The organism is Symmachiella dynata (genome assembly GCF_007747995.1).
In the GTDB taxonomy this organism is placed as follows: Bacteria; Planctomycetota; Planctomycetia; order Planctomycetales; family Planctomycetaceae; genus Symmachiella; species Symmachiella dynata.
The window spans coordinates 4,149,198-4,169,564 of record NZ_CP036276.1; the positions used below are offsets into that span (position 1 = coordinate 4,149,198).

The 20,367-nt window shown below is 55.8% G+C and carries 11 protein-coding genes; 4 read left to right on the top strand and 7 right to left on the bottom strand.

Translation table 11 applies throughout. The annotated features are described in order from the left end of the window. Positions 1-152 precede the first annotated feature (152 nt). The 3 genes from Mal52_RS15700 (at position 153) to Mal52_RS15710 (ending at position 6,897) form a co-directional block, all read left to right on the top strand. A complete protein-coding gene (locus Mal52_RS15700; protein WP_197534228.1) occupies positions 153-1,358 on the top strand; it encodes a sialidase family protein in 1,206 nt (401 codons plus the stop codon). 403 nt (positions 1,359-1,761) lie between these two features. Then, positions 1,762-3,045, top strand: a complete 1,284-nt coding sequence (locus tag Mal52_RS15705) for an efflux RND transporter periplasmic adaptor subunit (protein WP_145377134.1) — start codon at positions 1,762-1,764, stop codon at positions 3,043-3,045. Between the two features lie 174 nt (positions 3,046-3,219). Then, positions 3,220-6,897, top strand: coding sequence for an efflux RND transporter permease subunit (locus Mal52_RS15710; protein WP_145377135.1), 3,678 nt, complete (start codon positions 3,220-3,222; stop codon positions 6,895-6,897). Between the two features lie 19 nt (positions 6,898-6,916). Here Mal52_RS15710 and Mal52_RS15715 read toward each other — a convergent pair whose 3' ends face one another. From Mal52_RS15715 to Mal52_RS15745, 7 genes are all read right to left on the bottom strand, one after another. After that, entirely contained in the window at positions 6,917-7,315 is a 399-nt protein-coding gene (locus Mal52_RS15715) for a hypothetical protein (protein WP_145377136.1), read from the bottom strand. 35 nt (positions 7,316-7,350) lie between these two features. Continuing rightward, on the bottom strand, positions 7,351-7,614 hold the full coding sequence (locus Mal52_RS15720; RefSeq protein ID WP_145377137.1) for a GlsB/YeaQ/YmgE family stress response membrane protein: 264 nt from the start codon (positions 7,612-7,614) through the stop codon (positions 7,351-7,353). 205 nt (positions 7,615-7,819) lie between these two features. Further along, positions 7,820-8,902: a CobW family GTP-binding protein gene (locus tag Mal52_RS30370; RefSeq protein WP_145377138.1), complete on the bottom strand. Its 1,083-nt coding sequence runs from the start codon at positions 8,900-8,902 to the stop codon at positions 7,820-7,822. A 70-nt stretch (positions 8,903-8,972) separates the two neighbouring features. Next, positions 8,973-10,445: a guanitoxin biosynthesis MBL fold metallo-hydrolase GntH gene (gntH, locus tag Mal52_RS15730; RefSeq protein ID WP_145377139.1), complete on the bottom strand. Its 1,473-nt coding sequence runs from the start codon at positions 10,443-10,445 to the stop codon at positions 8,973-8,975. Between the two features lie 1,215 nt (positions 10,446-11,660). Next, positions 11,661-12,515 (bottom strand): KPN_02809 family neutral zinc metallopeptidase, encoded by an 855-nt coding sequence (gene ypfJ, locus Mal52_RS15735; protein WP_145377140.1) that lies wholly within the window; start codon positions 12,513-12,515, stop codon positions 11,661-11,663. 112 nt (positions 12,516-12,627) lie between these two features. Next, entirely contained in the window at positions 12,628-13,947 is a 1,320-nt protein-coding gene (locus Mal52_RS15740; RefSeq protein WP_197534229.1) for a mechanosensitive ion channel family protein, read from the bottom strand. A 213-nt stretch (positions 13,948-14,160) separates the two neighbouring features. Further along, positions 14,161-14,802, bottom strand: coding sequence for a hypothetical protein (locus tag Mal52_RS15745; protein ID WP_145377142.1), 642 nt, complete (start codon positions 14,800-14,802; stop codon positions 14,161-14,163). 356 nt (positions 14,803-15,158) lie between these two features. Between Mal52_RS15745 and Mal52_RS15750 the strand changes: the two genes are divergently transcribed. Then, positions 15,159-20,354 carry a beta strand repeat-containing protein gene (locus Mal52_RS15750; RefSeq protein ID WP_145377143.1) on the top strand — a complete coding sequence of 1,732 codons (5,196 nt, stop codon included), beginning with the start codon at positions 15,159-15,161 and terminating at the stop codon, positions 20,352-20,354. Positions 20,355-20,367: the final 13 nt, after the last annotated feature.

Sequence of the window (20,367 nt, forward strand, 5' to 3'; positions counted from 1 at the left end):
ATGGTTGTCGGCAACTCAGCATAGGATTGCTGCTTCATCCACCAGAGGGAAATCCCGCCCCCGCATCATACTGTACATTGAGAATCGAAGATTGACTCTCCAGCCGTTCATTGCCCGCATAAACGGTAACGAACTAAACAAAAGAGGACACCATGAGAAGAATGCTTTCACGCAGTGCCGTTGTTATCGCCATCGTCGGTTTATCCATCCTGCCTGCAACCGCAGCCGATTTTTCACCGGTGACCGTTTTTCAAAACGGCCAGGATGGCTACAAGATATTTCGTATCCCGGCCATCATTAAAGCAGCCAACGGTGATCTCTTGGCATTTTGCGAGGCTCGCGAAGGGGGAGACGCCAGTCAGATTGACTTGGTGTCGAAACGCTCCACCGATGGCGGGGCGACATGGGAAAAACTTCAAGTTGTGCAACACAACAAAGATTTTCGCGATTTGTACAAGGACGATCCCCGGCCGATCACCGTCGGCAATCCCGCCCCGGTTGTCGATCTGCTAGATGAAAAACACCCCGGACGTATCTGGTTGCCGTTTAACGTCGAAAACGATCTCGTGTTTGTGACCTACAGCGACGATCACGGCCAGACTTGGGCACCGCCCCGCAACATCACTGCGGATGTGAAACCGGAAGCATGGGGCTGGTATGCGACCGGTCCAGTCCATTCGATCCAACTACAACATGGCAAACATCGTGGCCGGTTAGTCATCCCCGCGGATCACCGCCTCGGCGACGATGGCGCAGACCGTGGAGGGAACGGCGCGCAGGCTATTCTTAGCGATGATCATGGGAAAACATGGCGACTCGGCGCCATCGACGACACCTACGAGGATGGTTTGAATGCCAATGAGACCACCGTCGTGGAACTGAACGACGGCCGGTTGTATTTCAATACGCGTGATCAAAACGGCAAAGCCCAGGGGACGCGCGGCGGTGCTTATAGCAGCGACGGCGGCGAAACGTTCGATCCTTCAAATGAGACCGCCTACAAATGGTTCGCACCGGAAGCCGCGCTCCTCGATCCCCCCGTCGTCCAATGTGCCTTACTCCGCGGTCTTTCGACCCAACTCGGCGACGAGACGAATTTAATCCTCTTCTCCGGCCCCGATGAAAATGGCCCCTCAGGCAAAGGCCGCAGCGATCTGCGGATTCGCTATTCGACCGACGAAACCGCCACCTGGCACGATGGTCCATTGATCCACACCGGCCCAGCCGCCTACAGCGACATGGTGCGGTTACAGCCAGGCGAATTCGGCGTTTTGTTCGAAGCGGGCGATGCGGGACAAAAACGGTACGATCGGATCGATTTCGTGCGGTTTGATGCCCTGCCCTTTTCGCAGCAATAGTTATCGTTCCACCTCGAAATCGCCCATTGCGAGTCGCGAATCTACGGCAACTTCATGTGGCTTGCGATACCACTCCGGCCCATACTCAGAGCGTTCTAAGCCAGTTCGGATCCCCTTTAATAGCAAGTGATAGCCGCAATCTGGATAAGATTTACTAGCCGCATGTTGGCAGAACGAGGTATCCAAAGGTTAATGGGCATGGTACTCTCATTAGTTAGCTAACGAACCGAAGCTCAAATCCACAGCGGGCATGGAGCGAATGGAGTTGAGTGTTTGGGCGGGAGATGGCCCGCAACCACCGCGAAACAAAACGCTGAAAGCGATCGTTTCGCATCACGAGAACAAAAGCGTCGATCTGATCAAGCGTAGCGTTTCGCTGAACAGAGTGTTCTGGGAGTACATAATGAGCTCGTCACATGTCATAAAAATTGCTTTGGCCGCTTTACTGCTTTTAGTGTGTGATCACACAGCACATGCCCAAAAGCCGCCCCGGCCCCCCGCGCGTGTCGTTGTCGAAAAAGTGGTTGCCAAAGAGATGGCGTCCGGACAATCCTTTGTCGCCACAGTCCTGCCGATCAAGCGCGCCATCGTCGGCAGCGCCGTTGATGGGCGTGTCGTCAAGATTTTGGCGCGCGACGGCCAGCGCGTCACAAAGATGCAGCCGCTGGTTCAACTGCTCACCGAAACAATCGAACTGCAACTGGTGGCCGCCGAAGCTGAGTTGGAATTGCGGCGGCAGGAGTTGTTGGAGTTGGAGAACGGGACGCGGAAACAAGACATCGAGCAAGCGCAAGCCAAAATGCTGGGAGCCAAGGCCAACATGGCCTATACCACCACGCGGCGCAACCGACTTCAAAACCTGCGCGATGCGCGGGCAGCGACACAGGAGTTGATTGAAGAGGCTGAAGCAGCGGCAACGCATGCCGAACAAGATTATTATGAATTCAAGTCCGCGTACGAATTGGCTGTCGAAGGCCCGCGGCCGGAAAAAATTGCGCAAGCCCGCGCGAAAGCCGCTATCCAACAAGCGTTGGTCGACGAACTGAAATTACGCATCAAAAAGCATACGATGATTTCGCGTTTTGATGGATATGTCATCGGTAAAAAAACAGAAGAGGGAGCCTGGGTCTCGTCGGGCGATCCTGTGATGGAATTGGTCGCGCTGGATTATGTCGAAGTGCAGGCGTTTGTGACCGAAAATCACGCCGCCTTTGTAAAACCCGACATGACTGTCCGCGTGGAAATTCCTGCATTACCCGACCGACTCTTTACCGGATTTGTCAGTGCCATTATTCCGCAGGCCGATGCACGGGCCAGAACCGTTCCGATTCGCGTCCGGGTGAAGAACGAAATTACCGAAGCAGGGCCCATATTGAAATGGGGCATGTATGCACGTGTCGAATTACCAACCGGCTCAATGCAACAAGCTGTCATGGTCCCCAAAGACGCATTGGTCCTGGGTGGCCCCAAGCCATTGGTCTATATCGTCGAAGTGGGAAAGGATCAATCCGGCACTGTCAAAGCAGTCCCGGTGGAACTGGGAGTCGCCACAAAGAATTTGATTCAAGTCAAAGGACCGATTCAAGTGGGGGAATCGGTTGTTGTCGAAGGGAACGAACGTCTGCGCCCCGGTCAGAATGTCGTGATTGTCAAGAAGATCCCGTCAACGGCCGCGGCCAAGAACTAACTGAGATACGTTACGGCACAATTTCAACATCTCCGAGAACGGAGAACTGAAAAACAAAACATCCCGCCCCGTGTCTGCATGGGAATTGCTCCTCAACTCGAGCATCGTTCACGATCCATCCGCGGGGATTGAAACCAGTCGCACGCAAATTCGCAGGTTTGATGGTACCCAGTCATGCAGCTCATAGAATCGTTCGTTCGCAATCCCGTCAAAGTGAGTGTCGGCGCGCTCTTGGTCGCCCTCTTCGGTCTGGTAGCCCTGACGCGAATGCCGATGCAACTCACGCCCGAAGTGCAGACGCCCACGATTACCATCGAAACGCTCTGGCCCGGGGCCAGTCCGCAGGAAGTCGAACAGGAAATCGTGTTGGAGCAGGAGGAGCAGCTCAAAAGCGTCGAGGGGATCACGAAAATGACCTCCGAAAGCGCCGACTCCAAGGGAACCATCACGCTCGAATTCCAAGTCGGCATCGACATGGGAGAATCGCTGCTCAAGGTCAATAGCCGCTTGCAACAGGTACGCGAATACCCCGAAGATGCCGACGAACCGGTCATCTCGACCGCGAACTCCTCAGACCGGCCGATTGCCTGGTTTATTCTTAGTTCGCGTGCTCCCTCAAATGAGCAATACGATGCATTCGAAGCCAAGTATCCCGAATTGGTCGAATTGATCGCTCCGGCGCGGCGGGCCAACAACGTCGGGTTGGGAATGCTGCGACTCCGCTTGCTGTCCAAGGAACATCCCGAGCTCAAGGAGTTATTACCGCCGGACGATCTGGATGTGACCAAGATGCGGCGTTTTGCTGAAGATGAAATCGAGGCCCGCTTTGAACGCGTCTCAGGCGTATCGCAATCGAATGTGATTGGCGGACTCGAAGACGAACTGCAAGTCGTCGTCGATCCGGAAAGACTCGCCGCTCGGCAATTGACTCTCACAGACGTTCGTAACGTCCTGCAGGCTCAAAACTCCGATACGTCAGCGGGCGACTTCTGGGAAGGCAAACGACGGTGGGTCGTCCGTGCTCTAGGACAGTTTCGTGATCCCAAACAAGTCGAGGATCAACCGTTGGCCGTTGTGAACGGCGCCCCCGTTTTTGTGCGAGACGTGGCAGAGGTCCAGTTGGGATACAAAAAACCGGACGGTTTGGTGCGGCGGTTCGGCGAATCCAGTATCGCCATCAACTGCCTGCGGGAAACCGGGGCCAATGTGTTGGACGTGATGGATGGTTTACGCGCCGCAGTCGCCGAGGTGGATGAGGACATCCTGAAGCCCCGTGGTCTGCAACTGGTACAAGTCTACGACGAAACGGACTACATCAACTCTTCCATCAATCTCGTGCAACAAAACATCTTCATCGGTGGTGCGCTAACCATGATTGTGTTGATGTTGTTCTTGCATCTCGGGATCCGCACCTTGTTGGCTGTGCCGCTGATTGTGGCCAGCGCCTGGGCCGCCGCCTACATCTCCCCGATATATTTTGTCGTCTGTGTCGCAGTCATCGTCGCCTCGGGATTTTGGTTTGCCCGCGGTGCGTTGGTTGTCGCGTTGGCGATTCCCACCAGTTTGATTGCTTCGTTCCTCGTCATGGGGATCCTCGGACGATCACTCAACGTCATCAGCTTGGCCGGATTGGCATTCGCCGTGGGGATGCTGGTCGATAATGCCGTGGTCGTTCTGGAAAATATCTATCGTCGCCACGATTTGGGCGAAGGTCCATTTGAAGCCGCCGTCCGGGGGACGCAGGAAGTTTTAGGAGCCGTCGCCGCTTCAACTATTACGACAGTCGCCGTGTTCCTCCCGGTTGTGTTTGTGCAAGAAGAAGCTGGCCAGTTGTTCCGCGATATCGCACTGGCAATTAGCGCCGCGGTTGCGTTATCGCTGGTCGTCTCCATGACCGTAATTCCCACCGCCGCATCCCGACTGTTTCACTCTGACGACGAAGACGCGACTCCCCGTAAGCCGTCCGTCTTGCACCGCTTGTTCCACCGATCCGCTGGAAAGAATGGCACGCAACGGAATCAATCCGCACCGGAAACCACGCCCGCCCCGAGTACACGTTTGGGCAAATTCGCACAAATCATCGTTGCCCCTTTGACAATTTTCGGCAACTTATTTGTCTCAGCGATCGTCGGCTTCAACCGTTGGATCCAACGCGGAGTGTTGCGTCGTCTCGCCGTTGTCACGGCACTATTCGGCTTAGCGGTCGGAGTCAGTTGGGCACTCTGGCCTAAAATTGAATACCTGCCAACCGGGAACCGCAACTTGGTCTTCGGGATCGTGCTACCACCGCCGGGGTACAACCTTGACCAGTTGACAAAATTGGGACAGACCGTCGAAACAGAATTGCGGCCCTATTGGGACGTCGACGTCGACAGCCCTGAAGCCCAAGCTCTGGATTACCCTGTCATTAGCGACTTCTTCTTCGTAGCCCGCGGACGGCAAGTCTTCATGGGAATTCGTGCCTACGACGGGCAGCGGGTGGGAGAACTCGTCCCGTTGGTGCAACAGGTCGGATCTAAAATCCCCGGTGCATTCGCCATCGCAAAACAATCAAGCCTGTTCGAACAAGGTCTATCGGCAGGTCGGACGATTGATATCGAAATCACCGGTCCAGACCTGAAGAAACTTGTCGCATTGGGTGGACAGATCTTGGGGCAAGTCTCGCAGATTATGCCCGCAGCCCAAGCACGTCCCGTCCCCAGTCTGGACTTATCCACGCCCGAATTGCACATCGACCCCAAACTCGTCCAAGCAGCCGAAATGGAGGTCAGCAGCCGCGACCTAGGATTTGCAGCCAACTCCTTGATCGACGGTGCTTATGCCGGTGACTACTACTTGGACGGAAAGAAAATCGACTTGTCGATCGTCGGACGAGAGCACTACGCCGATACGACACATGAAATCGAAGCATTGCCCGTGGCGACGCCCAGTGGGCAGCTTGTCCCGCTGTCGTCGTTGGCTCATGTGACCATGTCCAGCGGACCGGAACAAGTCAATCACCGCGAACGGGTCCGGGCGATCACCATCGAAGTCTCGCCCCCGCAGGGGACCGCTCTAGAAGATGCGATGATTCAAATCAAAGAGCGTATCGTCGGTCCGATCATGCAAAGCGGGCAACTGGATGGAGGTTATCAAATCAACCTTGCGGGGACTGCCGATAAACTGAGCAAAATGCAAGACACCTTTTTCGGCCGGTGGACCGGCTGGAACGTAGACAGTCTCACCAGCGTATTTACCAGCCAATTTGTGCTCGTCGTGCTGATCACGTATCTCTTGATGGCGGCATTGTTCGAATCGTGGTTGTATCCCCTGGTGATTATTCTCACCGTGCCGTTGGGTGCTGTGGGAGGCATCTTGGGGCTCAATTTGCTCAACGTCTATCTGGTTGCCACCGGTCAGATCACACAACAATTGGACGTGCTGACCATGCTTGGTTTCGTAATTTTGATCGGTACCGTCGTGAATAATCCGATTCTGATCGTGCACCAATCGTTGAATCATATGCGTGAAGATGGCATGCTCCCCCGCGATGCGATTTTGGAAAGTATTCGCACGCGGATCCGGCCGATCTTTATGACGACGCTCACCACCGTGTTGGGCTTGCTGCCGTTGGTGCTGTTTCCCGGAGCGGGGAGCGAACTTTATCGCGGATTGGGAAGCGTTGTCTTGGGCGGCTTGCTGGTCTCGACCGTCTTTACGTTGGTTTTGGTTCCCACGCTGTTCAGCCTCATGCTCGATGCCAGAACACGGTTTGTGCGGTTGTTTGTTGGGGAACGAATTCCAGAGACAACTTCACCGCCCGAACCGCCACAAACACCCGCCCCGCAACGGGAACTGGTGCACCCAAGTTAATCAGCGACGTTGGGCCACGTTATTTGCGAAAGATGTCGCTGACGGACTTGCCAATTCCCGCCGCAACCAAAATCCAACCGCCGATGAGCGTACCGGCCACCGGCGCAGGTGTGCCCACCACAACGCCGATCACCAACGCCTTTAAGATAGCCTTCCAGAGCGGGTCTTTCGCAAATTGTTTTTGAAAGAACAACGTACCCGCGCCGCCCAGCAGAAACCCTATGACCATGATGATGGGTGTCGCCAATCCCCCCATCAAACTGTTTGACCCAAACAGCAGCCAGTCCAAGCCGAGGACCCACACACCGGTCAGCGGCAACAACATCCGCCGCGGTTCGTTATCGATCAACCAGCGAAACTGACCACCCGGACGCGATGGCTTTGCTGGTTCCAATTTATCAGCGCTAGATTCAGGCACGATGGCAATCCTTCGAGACAGTCTCGTGGGTACCGCTACTTGGAAGCCGCCATTTTGGAGGCAATAAACAGCACCAGGCACGCGCCAATGGTGGACATAATCCATCCCCCGGGGTGCATCGCTGCCCCGTCGCCCCCGCCGAAGATGAGTGTTGAGATAAACCCACCGGTGAAGGACCCCACCACGCCAAGCAGAATTGTCATGATCAGCCCCATACTCTGCGTGCCCGGCATCAAAAAGCGAGCGATGGCGCCGATGATGAGCCCAAACACACACCAACTGATGATTCCAATGATCATGGCAGACTCCAATGCATTCGATGTGATGAAGTAGAAAACGCTACGGCAGTATTCCGCAAGGCCCGGGAAAGGCAGTCTGAATCCAGCATTTGAGACGGGACGATAACCACAACGCTATACGGTGACGTACTCAACGTCAAGCTTTGCCCCGCAACGATAAACATGCTTGAACCGGATGCGGTCGGTTTTTAGTCCGTGTCAGGCATCACGAATAATCGATGCCGGAAGATGGATGCATCTGCGCTTCTGCATGCGCGAGACTAGCGTCAAACTTGTTGGTCAATTCCTGCCTGTCGAACGACGAGCCGATGGCGACGATTTGTGTCCGCGGCGTTCGATCACCCCACGCATCTAATTCCGCGATCTCCGTACGACGTCCGACAATCTGCAGGGCGATCCGCTTATCCGGTGAGTCGGCGGCAAACACGACGCCTTTGCAACGATAAATCGATGCTGGAAGCTCCCTCCGCACCATCTCTCGCAGAGCTTCTAACGAAAATGGCCGGTCGGTCTCGTAGCTCCAAGTATTGAATATGTTGCCAACGGTTCCATGTCCATGAAGGTGTTCCTGGTTTTCGCCTTCACGTTTGTATTGTGCCACAACGTGTGCGGGGTCGAAACGTCCAACCGCAAGCAGAACTTCCAGCGGGACATCGCAACGTGTGGCGTCGATGATCCGTATCCGATGCAAATGGTGATTGATCCACTCCTTGACAACCTCAAGGTGCTCAGCACCAATAAGATCAACCTTGTTCAGCACGACCAAATCCGCGAAACCAATCTGGCGCAACTTGAGCATATTCAGCGCTTCATTGTCACCATCCGCAAAAATCCCCTCGGCATCGACAAGGCACGTGATGCTGTCAAGCCGCAGCAACTTTTCGTACCTCTGATCCAAGAAAGTCATCACAATACCTTCCGGGTCAGCCACGCCGCTCGCTTCCAAGATCACGTAATCGATCGTTTCGGTCCGTGTGAGAAGCTGCTCAAGCGAGTTCACAAGGTCATCGCGAATTTCGCAGCAGACACAGCCGTTGGTGAGGTTGATCGTATTTTCCTCAATGCCGTCTATCAGTTCAGCGTCAATATTGATGGCACCAAAGTCGTTCACAAGCACGCCCACCCGCAGTCCATGCTGACCGTTGAGAATTCGGTTGAGAAGCGTCGTTTTTCCAGCACCGAGGAATCCAGTTAGAAGCGTGACCGGGACCGGATCGCGCCCCGGTATAACGAGAGGTTCGGTTCTAGGGGCCGGAGCAAGAATCGGGGGGGCAAGATGCTCGGTCATGATATTCCTTGTGAAGAAAATAAGGCAAATCACCGACTCAATCGTGATGTGCTCTGGAGCCTGAAGTAATCTATTTGTCGTCGCCCACGTCGATTCCCTTTGCCTTGAGCATCTCGCGCGGGTTCAGCACCACGCCGGGCCACTTCTGAACCGGCTTGCGATAGACATCCGGCGGGTAGTATTTCTTAGGGTCGATTTCTAAATCGCGCACGAATTGCTCTTGCTGCACTTCACGCGGCATCGTTGGCGTTGGCAACTCGATTTCATCAGGCAGTTTTTCACCAGGCTTCAAAAACCAGCGTGGGTCCATGTTCGCCGGAGCAGCTCCATCGGCAACCACTGCTTCCCGCGACCAAATCGCATCTTTGGTGACGTTGATTACCTGGAGATCCAGGCCAAACATAAATAGCCCGTCCCAGTTCGACCGAACCTCCGCCACCGATTCGGCGGCCAGTTGATCGCCTGACCATTCGAAATGGCAGATAGCAGCCATGCGGGGCTGGGCCTGCTTGAACAGGTAACCGGCTGCATAGTACATCGTGTGGAAGATGTCGATCGTATACTCCCAGAGTTCGGCGGGCGACCCAAGCTTCATTGCCGAAAGAGTTGGAACGTCGATCGTGCCTTCCGAAACGAACACGTCTGCTCCCTTGCCGTATTCGGCGGAGAGTTCGTCGGGGCGGCCGTCCCCGGTCCAGACAAACGACAGGCCGGCATCTTCCCAATCAAGTCGATAAGCAGACGCGCCGTCCTTCACATGCGAGCGTGGCCAGTGACGTACCTTCACACCGTCTTTGTCGTAGCAGATTCCGTTTCGTTCCTTCCAGTCAAATTCGGTGACTTCGATCTCCATCCCATCACCGACGGGGCAGGCATGGAAGTTTTCTTCGTGCCAGCGATTCATCTCCCGCATATGTTTGATCATATGCTTGATCCCCAACTCGGGTGTCCTTCCCGAGGGTCCATACACCCGTAGAGGGGTAAATCCGCCCGAAAACGCGCGGAAGGGATACATGTAAGGCAGATCAGCAAAGTGATCTGAGTGGAGATGGCTGATGAAGATGTCGTTGATGAACGGCGCAGGGACTTGCAGCGCAATGGCATTTCCAACGCTGCCGTTGCCCAGATCAAAGAAAAACCGCCGTGGTTGGGACGTCCCGTTTCCCAGTTCGACCAGCATCGAGGTCCCTTTTTGCAGCCGATTCGGCGGCCAGGGCGAGCTTCCCAGGAATGTGATCCGCATCTCGTTTTTGGGCAGCGTTTCTGTGCCGGGGAGGTACATATTGCGGTTTTTAATCGCCGGCCAAGGTTTGTAGTACTCCGGGAGACTGATGCCCCCACCCGGGCGTTTTCCATACGGATTTTTGGATGGAGCATCTGATGGGGAATAGGAAGCTTGCGAATCCGCCGCGTCGGCCTCTGCCAAACCGGGAACGGTTGCCGCGGCAAGCCCGCCCGCAACAATGCCCCCTCCCTTTAGAAAATCGCGGCGGCTTTGCTCACTGGTCTCCTGGTCCTCTGGCTGGGTCTCTTGTTCGCGCATGGGTACAACTTTCCTTGTTGGATTCATCCCGGAGGCTGGCTGCAAGGGGAGAAGACGTATAGTCGACCAACTTGAATGGTTTGCTGTACCCGAGATCTGGCATGAGACATGTCTTTCGCCTCTGCCGGATAGGTGCTGCAAACAAGAAAGTCATCTCCCGTCAAATCGAGATATCGGGATGTTTGCCCAGGCGCGAAGAGATGAAGTCTGTATGGAATGCCAGAAACAGTCCAATTCCGAGCCAAATCCCGTAGAACCCGTCGCTCCCAGAAAGCCAATGACCGGGTAGCCCCCAAGGCCCATCTCAGAACCCAGCATCCCGGACAGTCGTGAATTGACGCACGAAGTAGCCCAGCCCAGCGCAGCAGAGCCGCAACCCAAACGACGATTATTTTTAGCCACAGATCAAACACAGATCAAACACAGATTCGCGTGCGTGAAACCGCAAAGTCCCAAACCGACGGCTTGCCGTCGTGCACGGCGATCCTTGTCGGGCACGGTGGCCGAATGATTTCCGACGTAAAACAACCTGTCGGATCGTTCTGCATCGTTTTTTAAATGGCCACTATGCACCAGATCCTCAAAAAGCCTCGTCACACGAATATGGGGTGCAGCGCGTCACTGCAGAAGCTGGAAATTCCAATAGTCCGGCTATAAGATGATGCAAGCTGCGAGACTTGCGTTGACGGTGGGGCAGCAAGAAGCATGTGATTCGCGGGATGGGCAGCATATTTTGATCGTGAGAGGCAGTGTGCGGCGAAGCGTCTTAGGATTCTTGTTCTGGCACTTGTAAAACGGAGAGACAAATGACACCAGGAGTCAAGTTCACCGTAATCCTTTCGTCAACTCTTCTCTGCGCTGTGTCGCTCTTCCCACCCCGAGTTACAGGAAATTCCACACCCGTTGGTCGTGGCTTCTTGTTTGGGGATCTCTATCGAGCCAATGTCCCTCAAGTCATAAACGTAAATTCTGGAGTCGACGCGTCGATTTCTTACCAAGAGGTCTCTTGTCGCATCGACTTCACGCGACTAATTCTGGAATTGTTGGTTATCGTTTCTGCCACCATTGCCCTTGTGTCGTGGATAACCCCATCTCGAAAGCCAAAGCAAGTCGTTCAATCTGATGACGAATTCCGCCCGTAATGCTTCACAAGTCTCCCGCTCGGCAAGTTTGCTCCGACTCGAAAGCGTAACTGACGCATCGAAACCGCCGCGCTCACAGCTGACTATACGGAATCGAAAACGTATCCCCATCGTTTACGTCGCCCCCTTTGAGGCCGCGCATAAACCAGCGAGCGCGTTGTTCGGATGTGCCGTGGGTGAATGATTCGGGAACGACGTAGCCGCGTGATTGTTTCTGCAAACGGTCATCGCCGATCGCAGTCGCTGCACGTAGGGCTTCTTCGATATCTCCTTCTTCTAAAATCCGCCAGTTCTGTTGCGCATGATGGGCCCAGACGCCAGCATAAAAATCGGCCTGCAATTCCAGCCGCACCGACAATTGGTTGGCTTCCTCTTTGCTGACTTGGCGTTGCCGGTTGTGCACGCGTTCGTTGGTGCCCAATATTTTCTGCACATGATGTCCGACTTCATGAGCGACAACGTAAGCTTGTGCGAAATCGCCCGGCGCGCCCAACTGGCTTTTCATGTCGTCGAAGAAACTCAGATCAATGTACACTTGCTCGTCGAGTGGACAATAAAACGGCCCCGTGGCCGCATTTTGAAAGCCGCAGGCGGAACGGACTGAATCGCGAAACAAAATGAGTTTGGGATCCCGATATTGTTTCCCGTCTTCTCGTAACAGTTCGTCCCACACTTCCTCAGTGTCGGCCAACACCACCGAGACCATTTGCGCCAATTCGTCTTGTGCCGGATCGTTGCGAGCCGGAGCCCCTGGTTGCGCCGGCTGATTTTGTTGCATCTGTTGCAACAGCTGAGCCGGATCGCCCCCCATCACAATCACAATAATCACGATGACGATGCCGATGATCCCGCCACCGGCGACCGCCGGACCGCGAGCGGACCGCCGGTCCTCGACATTGTCGCTTCCCCGTCTACCTTTCCAACGCATCGTATCGTACCCTCATGTCAATCTGGAACTTGGATGTTTGAACAAGGCAACAAGCAGCCCAACTGCGGACGGGCTGGATTCTCAACAAGATGAACGGCCGCCAAGAAAACGGTTAATCGTTGGTTGCGTCCGCGAGTGGCTGGCCATCTCCGGCAACGTTCTCATGATACACATGCACATCGCGTTGTGGAAATGGAATCGAGATGCCGTTGCGGTCGAATTCCTCTTTGACTTGACGGGTCACGTCCCAAAAGACGGTCCAATAATCACCCGCTTTGGTCCAAGGCCGACAAATGAAATTGACCGACGAATCCCCCAACTCGTTGAGCTGAATGACAGCGGGGGGATCCTGAAGGACCAGTTCGTGGTTGTTGACAATCGATTCCAAGATTCCCCGAGACTTCTCCACATCGTCGTCATAGCCGATTCCAAACATCATATCCACGCGCCGCGTGTCGCTGGCCGTTGCATTGGTAATCGTGTCCGTGGCGATCTTGTTGTTGGGGACAATCATCACCTTGTTGTCGAAGGTGCGAATTTTTGTCGAGATCAGATTCATCGAATCGACGATGCCGGTAATCCCTGCCGCTTCGATCACATCACCCACATCAAAAGGACGATACCCCAGGATAATCAACCCGCTGGCAAAATTACTCAACGTCCCCTGCAGCGCCAAACCGATCACAAAAGCCGCACCGCCGATGGCAGCCAGCAACGGCGAAATGTTGATTTCTAATGCCGAAGCGGCGATCACCAAGCCGATCAACAGCACGACTTGTTTGACAAAGGTTCCCAGGAATTTTTTTAATAACTCCGACGAACCCTTGGTACGCGATGATGCCCGCACGACAAGATTGCTAATAATGCTCGCCAAAATATAAAACGCCCCAAGAATGAGCACGAATTTCAATATATTCCAAAACCATCGCTGTCCCCCCTGCTCCGACATCGCCCAACCTTGCAACGCCGCCCAAGTGGTACTGGCATCGGTCACGTCAATTTCCAGACCACCCACCGCTGACACATATTGTCGATACTCTTCATCCTCTCCCCCCTTTAACTCCCAAGCATCGAGCACCACATTGAGTCGATCGATCAATTGTGTCCGCTGTTCCTGCAATTGGGGAAGTTTCTCAACCAATTCCGCCTTCAGATCTTTTCCGTCGGCATCGGCACCCGCGTCCCCCGGCGCTTCCTCCGCGCCCTCTTCGCTCGCTTGGGTTTGCTGTTTTGCGCTAACTTGCAGTTGGCTGGATTCTTCCACCTTTTCCTTGAGCAGTTCGCGCCAACCCGCTGCTTCCACAGCCAATTCTTCGCGTGTCAACGGTTTGACAAGTAACTCCAACTGATCAACGGTAATCTCGACATTGCTCGTCGTAGTCGGTTCTGGTGGTGCGGCAGCTTCTTCTGCGGCTTGAAGTAAGCTCGGCATCCAGGGCAGAACAAGAGCAATGGCCAGAGCCCCCGACCTGCAAAACATCCGTAGACAAAACTTCATCCCAGTTCCCTTTCTTCCTAATTGAAGGATTCACCGCCATCGTGATTACCCGATCCCCAATGGCTCATTGGGGCCACGAGAGCAGCGGCGGATGAATAGATCCACCGCTGATCAAACGCGTGTGGCCCGACTGTACACTCTACCTGTTTAATTGCCAGACATTGATTTCAACTTGTCCATCAACTCCGCCAACTTGGGTTGAATCACATCGCGGACTCCGGGAATCGCTTCGACCTTCTCAATCAGCGCTTTCAATTGAGCGGTCCCCGCAGCGATCATGGGCCCGATCGATGCTTGGGCACTTTCGGGTAACTTGCCGACCATGTCGCCAATCTTGGCGATCGCACCGTCCAGATCGCCTAACTTCGAGACTGCGGCTTCGGCTGATTCCTTGTTTGTGATTCCCTTGAGTGTCTCTTGGGCCGAGCCAAAGAATTCTTTGACCTGTGTTAACAACTCACTCCCACCGTCAACACCTTCTAAAGCGCTCGCCGCCTTTTCGGCGGCCGCCGAAAAGCCTGCACTCAGTTTGTCGCCAGCCTCTTTTGCAAGTTCGCCAGCAGACTCTGAGGCCTCACCCACCGCCTCACCAGCATCTTCAGCTGCTTCTTTGACCGCACCACCGGTTTCTTCAGCGGCATCTGTCACAGCCTCTCCCGCCTTGTCCAGTGCATCCCCGGCTTCTTGCGAGCAACCGAGATTCACAATCGCCAACATCGAACACACAAGCGTGGAAACGACCCAAAGATTTGCCGGACGTGCGATACCACGCTCACTCAGATTTCTCATCGACATCGTTTTCTTCCCCTTGCTGAGTCTGCATGAAACAGACATAGACGTGAAATAGAGACAGCCTTCGTTTCGTTATTCTGCCAATTTCCGCTTGGGCTTCAATCGCATAATCACGTATTTCCCAACGATCCCAGAATTAATCTGGCCGGCCCCAGGACCAATTCGGGCGTCAGAAACCTGCTAAACCATAGGAGTTTCAGCCTATTTCAGCACAATTCCGCCACCTTTCTCTAGACCCACGTAACGACCGATCGTCATAATTGATGTGGGACCATTGCGCACAGTCGGTGGCCTCTCCCTCTTCAGGAAGCGACCAACAGACTGTTTTCTCCAAGTTGACCGAGTTTTTTCGCATGCTTTTTCGCACCTATTGGCTGACGCGGCTTTCGGTAGCTAACTGCCTAACGGCCCTACGTCACCCGCGACTTCTCGACGATTCGACGATCCTGCAGCCGCTACGGCTTGAGGAACGCCGTCTCTTAGACAGCAATCCGGTGATCACTGCCCTTGATGTCACTCCCACGGTTGTCGACGAAGGTGAGACGGTCACTCTCAGCGGAAAATTCCAAGATGCCCCACCCGGCGAGGCCGATCACCACATCCTGATCAATTGGGGAGACGGACAAACCAGTGAACTGACAGGTGACTTTAGCGGATCAACGTCCGGAGCCAACCGCGAATTCACCGCAACCCACATCTACCAGAACGCACCGACCGGCGGCTCTTCGCAAAGTCAATACACAATCACCGTCATCATAACCGACGCAAGTAACGGCAGTGACACTGCACAAACCCACGTCAGCGTCAACAACACGATCCCCACCCTAGCGGATTTGACCATCACCTCGCCCGTGCTGGAGAACGACTTCGCCACCGTCAGCGGACGCGTCGTCGCTGCCGGCATCCGCGACACGCACACCGTCAGCGTCAATTGGGGAGACGGCAGCGCAGCGTCGATCATCCAACTCGCCGCCCGGGAAACCACCTTCACCGCCACGCACCGCTACCTCGACGACAACCCCACCGGCACACCGCAAGACATCTATCCCGTCACCGTCTCCGTCGTAGACAACGAAAACAGCGGCAGCCAACAACAACTCGACGTCACCGTGCAAAACGTCGCTCCACAGATCACCACGCTGGCCACCAAACCGGATGCCGTCGAAGAAGGCTCACCCCTCGTGCTCGACGGCACGTTCAGTGACATTGGTTCCCGCGACACGCACAGCGCCACCATTAACTGGGGCGACGGCACCAGCAGCAGTGTCGCCGCCGGCGGCGGGATCTTCAGCGGCGAGCACACCTACGTTGATTCGGGTGTCTACACCATCTCCGTGACCCTCACCGATGATGATGGCGGCAGTAGTACCTCACAGATCAACGTTATCATCGGCAATTCAATTCCCACACTGACGGACCTCACCATCACTTCACCCGTGCTGGAAAACGGCCTCGCCACCGTCACAGGAAGGGTCGTCGATGCGGGCATCCGCGACACGCACATCGTCAGCGTCAATTGGGGAGACGGTAGCGAAGCGACGATCATCCAACTCGCCGCCCGGGAAACCACCTTCACCGCCACGCACCGTTACCTCGACGACAACCCGACCGGTACGCCACAGGACATCTACCCCGTCACCGTCTCTGTCGTCGACAACGAAAACAGCGGCAGCCAACAGCAACTCGCCGTCACCGTCCAAAACGTCGCACCGCAGATCACCACGCTGGCCACCAAACCGGATGCCGTCGAAGAAGGCTCGCTCCTGGTCCTCGACGGAACGTTCAGTGACGTCGGCAGTCGCGACACACACAGCGTCACCATCAACTGGGGCGATGGCAGGACCAGCAACGTGTTGGCCGGCGGCGGAATCTTCAACGGTGAGCATACCTACGTCGACTCGGGAACCTACACTATCGCCGTCACCCTCACCGACGACGACGGCGGTAGCAGTACGTCGCAAATCAACGTCACCATCGGCAACTCGATCCCCACACTCAACGATCTGACAATCACTTCGCCCATCTTTGAAAACGGCCTCGCCACCGTTACGGGAAGGGTCGTCGATGCGGGCATCCGCGACACGCATACCGTCAGCGTCAATTGGGGCGACGGTAGTGCAGCGTCGATCATCCAACTCGCCGCCGGCGAGACCACTTTCACCGCGACGCACCGCTATCTCGATGATAACCCCACCGGCACGCCACAGGACATCTATCCCGTTACCGTCTCCGTCGTCGACAACGAAAACAGCGGCAGCCAACAACAACTCGACGTTACCGTGCAAAACGTCGCACCGCAGATCACCACGCTGGCCACCAAACCGGATGCCGTCGAAGAAGGCTCACCCCTCGTGCTCGACGGCACGTTCAGTGACATTGGTTCCCGCGACACGCACAGCGCCACCATTAACTGGGGCGACGGCACCAGCAGCAGTGTCGCCGCCGGCGGCGGGATCTTCAGTGGCGAGCACACCTACGTCGACTCGGGAACCTACACTATCGCCGTCACCCTCACCGATGACGATGGCGGTAGCAGTACCTCACAAATCAACGTCACCATCGGCAACGCGATCCCCACGCTGACCGATCTGACGATCACCTCGCCCATCTTCGAGAACGACATCGCCACGGTCACCGGACGCGTCGTCGATGTTGGCATCCGCGACACGCACACCGTCAGCGTCAATTGGGGCGACGGCAGCGCAGCGTCGATCATCCAACTCGCCGCCCGGAAAACCACCTTCACCGCCACGCACCGTTACCTCGACGACAACCCGACCGGCACGCCACAGGACATCTATCCCGTCACGGTCTCTGTCGTCGATAACGAAAACAGCGGCAGCCAACAGCAACTCAACGTCACCGTGCAAAACGTCGCACCGCAGATCACGTCACTCACCACCAAACCGGACGCCGTTGAAGAAGGCTCACCCCTCGCGCTCGACGGCACCTTCAGTGATGTCGGCAGCCGCGATACGCACACCGCCACGATTGACTGGGGCGACGGCACCAGCAGCAACGTATCGGCCGGCGGCGGGATCTTCAGTGGCGAGCACACCTACGTCGATTCGGGAACCTATACCATTGCGGTTACGCTCACCGATGACGATGGCGGTAGCAGTACCTCACAAATCAACGTCACCATCGGCAACGCGATCCCCACACTCAACGATCTGACAATCACTTCGCCCATCTTCGAGAACGGCTTCGCCACCGTTACGGGACGCGTCGTCGATGCGGGCAGCCGCGACACGCATACCGTCAGCGTCAACTGGGGCGACGGCAGCGCTGCGTCGATCATTCAACTCGCCGCCCGGGAAACCACCTTCACCGCCACGCACCGTTACCTCGACGACAACCCGACCGGCACGCCACAGGACATCTATCCCGTCACAGTCTCCGTCGTCGACAACGAAAACAGCGGCAGCCAACAGCAACTCGACGTCACCGTGCAAAACGTCGCTCCACAGATCACCACGCTGGCCACCAAACCGGACGCCGTCGAAGAAGGTTCCCCCCTCGTGCTCGACGGCACGTTCAGTGACATTGGTTCCCGCGACACGCACAGCGCCACCATCGATTGGGGCGACGGCACGACCAGCAACGTCGCTGCCGGCGGCGGAATCTTCAGTGGTGAGCACACCTACGTCGACTCGGGAACCTACACTATCGCCGTCACGCTCACCGACGATGACGGCGGTAGCAGTACCTCGCAAATCGACGTTACCATCGGCAACGCGATCCCCACGCTGACCGATCTGACGATCACCTCGCCCATCTTCGAGAACGACATCGCCACCGTTACGGGACGCGTCGTAGATGCCGGCAGCCGCGACACGCATACCGTCAGCGTCAACTGGGGCGACGGTAGCACAGCGTCACTCATCCAACTCGCCGCCGGGGAGACGACCTTCACCGCCACGCACCGTTACCTCGACGACAACCCGACCGGTACGCCACAGGACATCTACCCCGTCACCGTCTCTGTCGTCGACAACGAAAATAGCGGCAGCCAACAGCAACTCGACGTCACCGTGCAAAACGTCGCGCCGCAGATCACAACACTCACCACCAAACCGGACGCCGTCGAAGAAGGCTCACCTCTGGTGCTGAACGGAACGTTCAACGATGTCGGCAGCCGCGACACACACACCGCCACGATCAACTGGGGCGACGGCACCAGCAGTAACGTGGCCGCTAGCGGCGGGATCTTCAGTGGCGAACATACCTACGTTGATTCGGGTGTCTACACCATCTCCGTCACGCTCACCGACGATGACGGCGGTAGCAGTACCTCGCAAATCGACGTTACGATTGGGAACGCGATTCCTACGCTGGCCGACCTGACGATCAATTCGCCAATATTAGAGAACGGCCTCGCCACCGTCAGCGGGCGCGTCGTCGATGCGGGAAGTTTGGACACGCACATCGTCCGCGTCAATTGGGGCGACGGTAGCGCAGCGTCACTCATCCAACTCGCCGCCGGCGAGACCACCTTCACCGCCACGCACCGTTACCTCGACGACAATCCCACCGGCACACCGCAGGACATCTACCCCGTCACTGTCTCCGTCGTCGACAACGAAAATAGCGGCAGCCAACAACAACTTCCCGTCACCGTGCAGAACGTCGCTCCGATTATCGACAGTGCTGCATTAACAGCGATTCCGGAGGTCGATGCGGAATTCGTGGTATCCGGTAAGTTTTCAGATGCCGGTTCACTGGACGACCATACGCTGACAGTCGACTGGGGTGATGGATCGGCGCCCTCAGTGATTCAGTACACGGGTGGAGCACAAAACTTTATTGCCTCGCATGTGTTTGAGTCCGAAGGAGCCTTTGCGATTACGGCTACGCTGCGGGACGATGATGGTGCGACAGCCGTTTCAAGATTTTCAGCCGATGTCAGCCTGGAAACACAACTGATTGTCACCGAGTTCCCTCAAGCGACGGTGGCGAATGCCCCCAGCGGTGGGTATGTCGCTGGCGTCGTGATTAAGTCGTCTCGCGAAAACATTACGACCACGGTCTCCCCCAATCCGACAACATCAATTCCCTTCGAAGGCAATACCAGCGACCGACCGGTGAAGGCCATGGAAAATCGCGGTTCTCAGGAAGAAGTGGTTGTGATTGAACTGCTGTCTCCTGAGGGAAAGAGGATTCGACACCAGAATCTTCCCAAGACCATTCTGGTGGATCTTCCCGAATATATTCGAAAATTGCCCGACGGTCATTATCGCTTTTACTTCAAGACGCCTGAAGCTCAGCGTCTGATTATGGATGTTCATGTCAGAGGCGGACAAATTATTGATCCGGGAGATTTGTTGAAAACGCAACAACAAAACGTTTCACAAACCCCCACAAATGACGGCGAATTACCGGCGCAGGCGAGTGCCCTGCGAATTGATGCCGCGGATCAAGGCGAATCGACCAGCGCTCACATCGATCATCCTAACTGGGAAGCAACGGTCGACTCGGCGATGTCCAAGTTTCCCGAAAGTTCGTCCCAAGTCCCGTGGTCGGCACGGCGCTCCACTTCAACTTTCTAAGCCAATTGTTTCT

What these genes read in the sequence shown, in the direction of transcription:
- Mal52_RS15700 (WP_197534228.1), top strand. Translation starts at nt 153, where the DNA reads ATGAGAAGAATGCTTTCACGCAGTGCCGTTGTTATCGCCATCGTCGGT.
- Mal52_RS15705 (WP_145377134.1), top strand. Translation starts at nt 1,762, where the DNA reads ATGAGCTCGTCACATGTCATAAAAATTGCTTTGGCCGCTTTACTGCTT.
- Mal52_RS15710 (WP_145377135.1), top strand. Translation starts at nt 3,220, where the DNA reads ATGCAGCTCATAGAATCGTTCGTTCGCAATCCCGTCAAAGTGAGTGTC.
- Mal52_RS15720 (WP_145377137.1), bottom strand. Translation starts at nt 7,614, where the DNA reads ATGATCATTGGAATCATCAGTTGGTGTGTGTTTGGGCTCATCATCGGC.
- Mal52_RS30370 (WP_145377138.1), bottom strand. Translation starts at nt 8,902, where the DNA reads ATGACCGAGCATCTTGCCCCCCCGATTCTTGCTCCGGCCCCTAGAACC.
- gntH (WP_145377139.1), bottom strand. Translation starts at nt 10,445, where the DNA reads ATGCGCGAACAAGAGACCCAGCCAGAGGACCAGGAGACCAGTGAGCAA.
- ypfJ (WP_145377140.1), bottom strand. Translation starts at nt 12,515, where the DNA reads ATGCGTTGGAAAGGTAGACGGGGAAGCGACAATGTCGAGGACCGGCGG.
- Mal52_RS15740 (WP_197534229.1), bottom strand. Translation starts at nt 13,947, where the DNA reads ATGCCGAGCTTACTTCAAGCCGCAGAAGAAGCTGCCGCACCACCAGAA.
- Mal52_RS15745 (WP_145377142.1), bottom strand. Translation starts at nt 14,802, where the DNA reads ATGAGAAATCTGAGTGAGCGTGGTATCGCACGTCCGGCAAATCTTTGG.
- Mal52_RS15750 (WP_145377143.1), top strand. Translation starts at nt 15,159, where the DNA reads ATGCTTTTTCGCACCTATTGGCTGACGCGGCTTTCGGTAGCTAACTGC.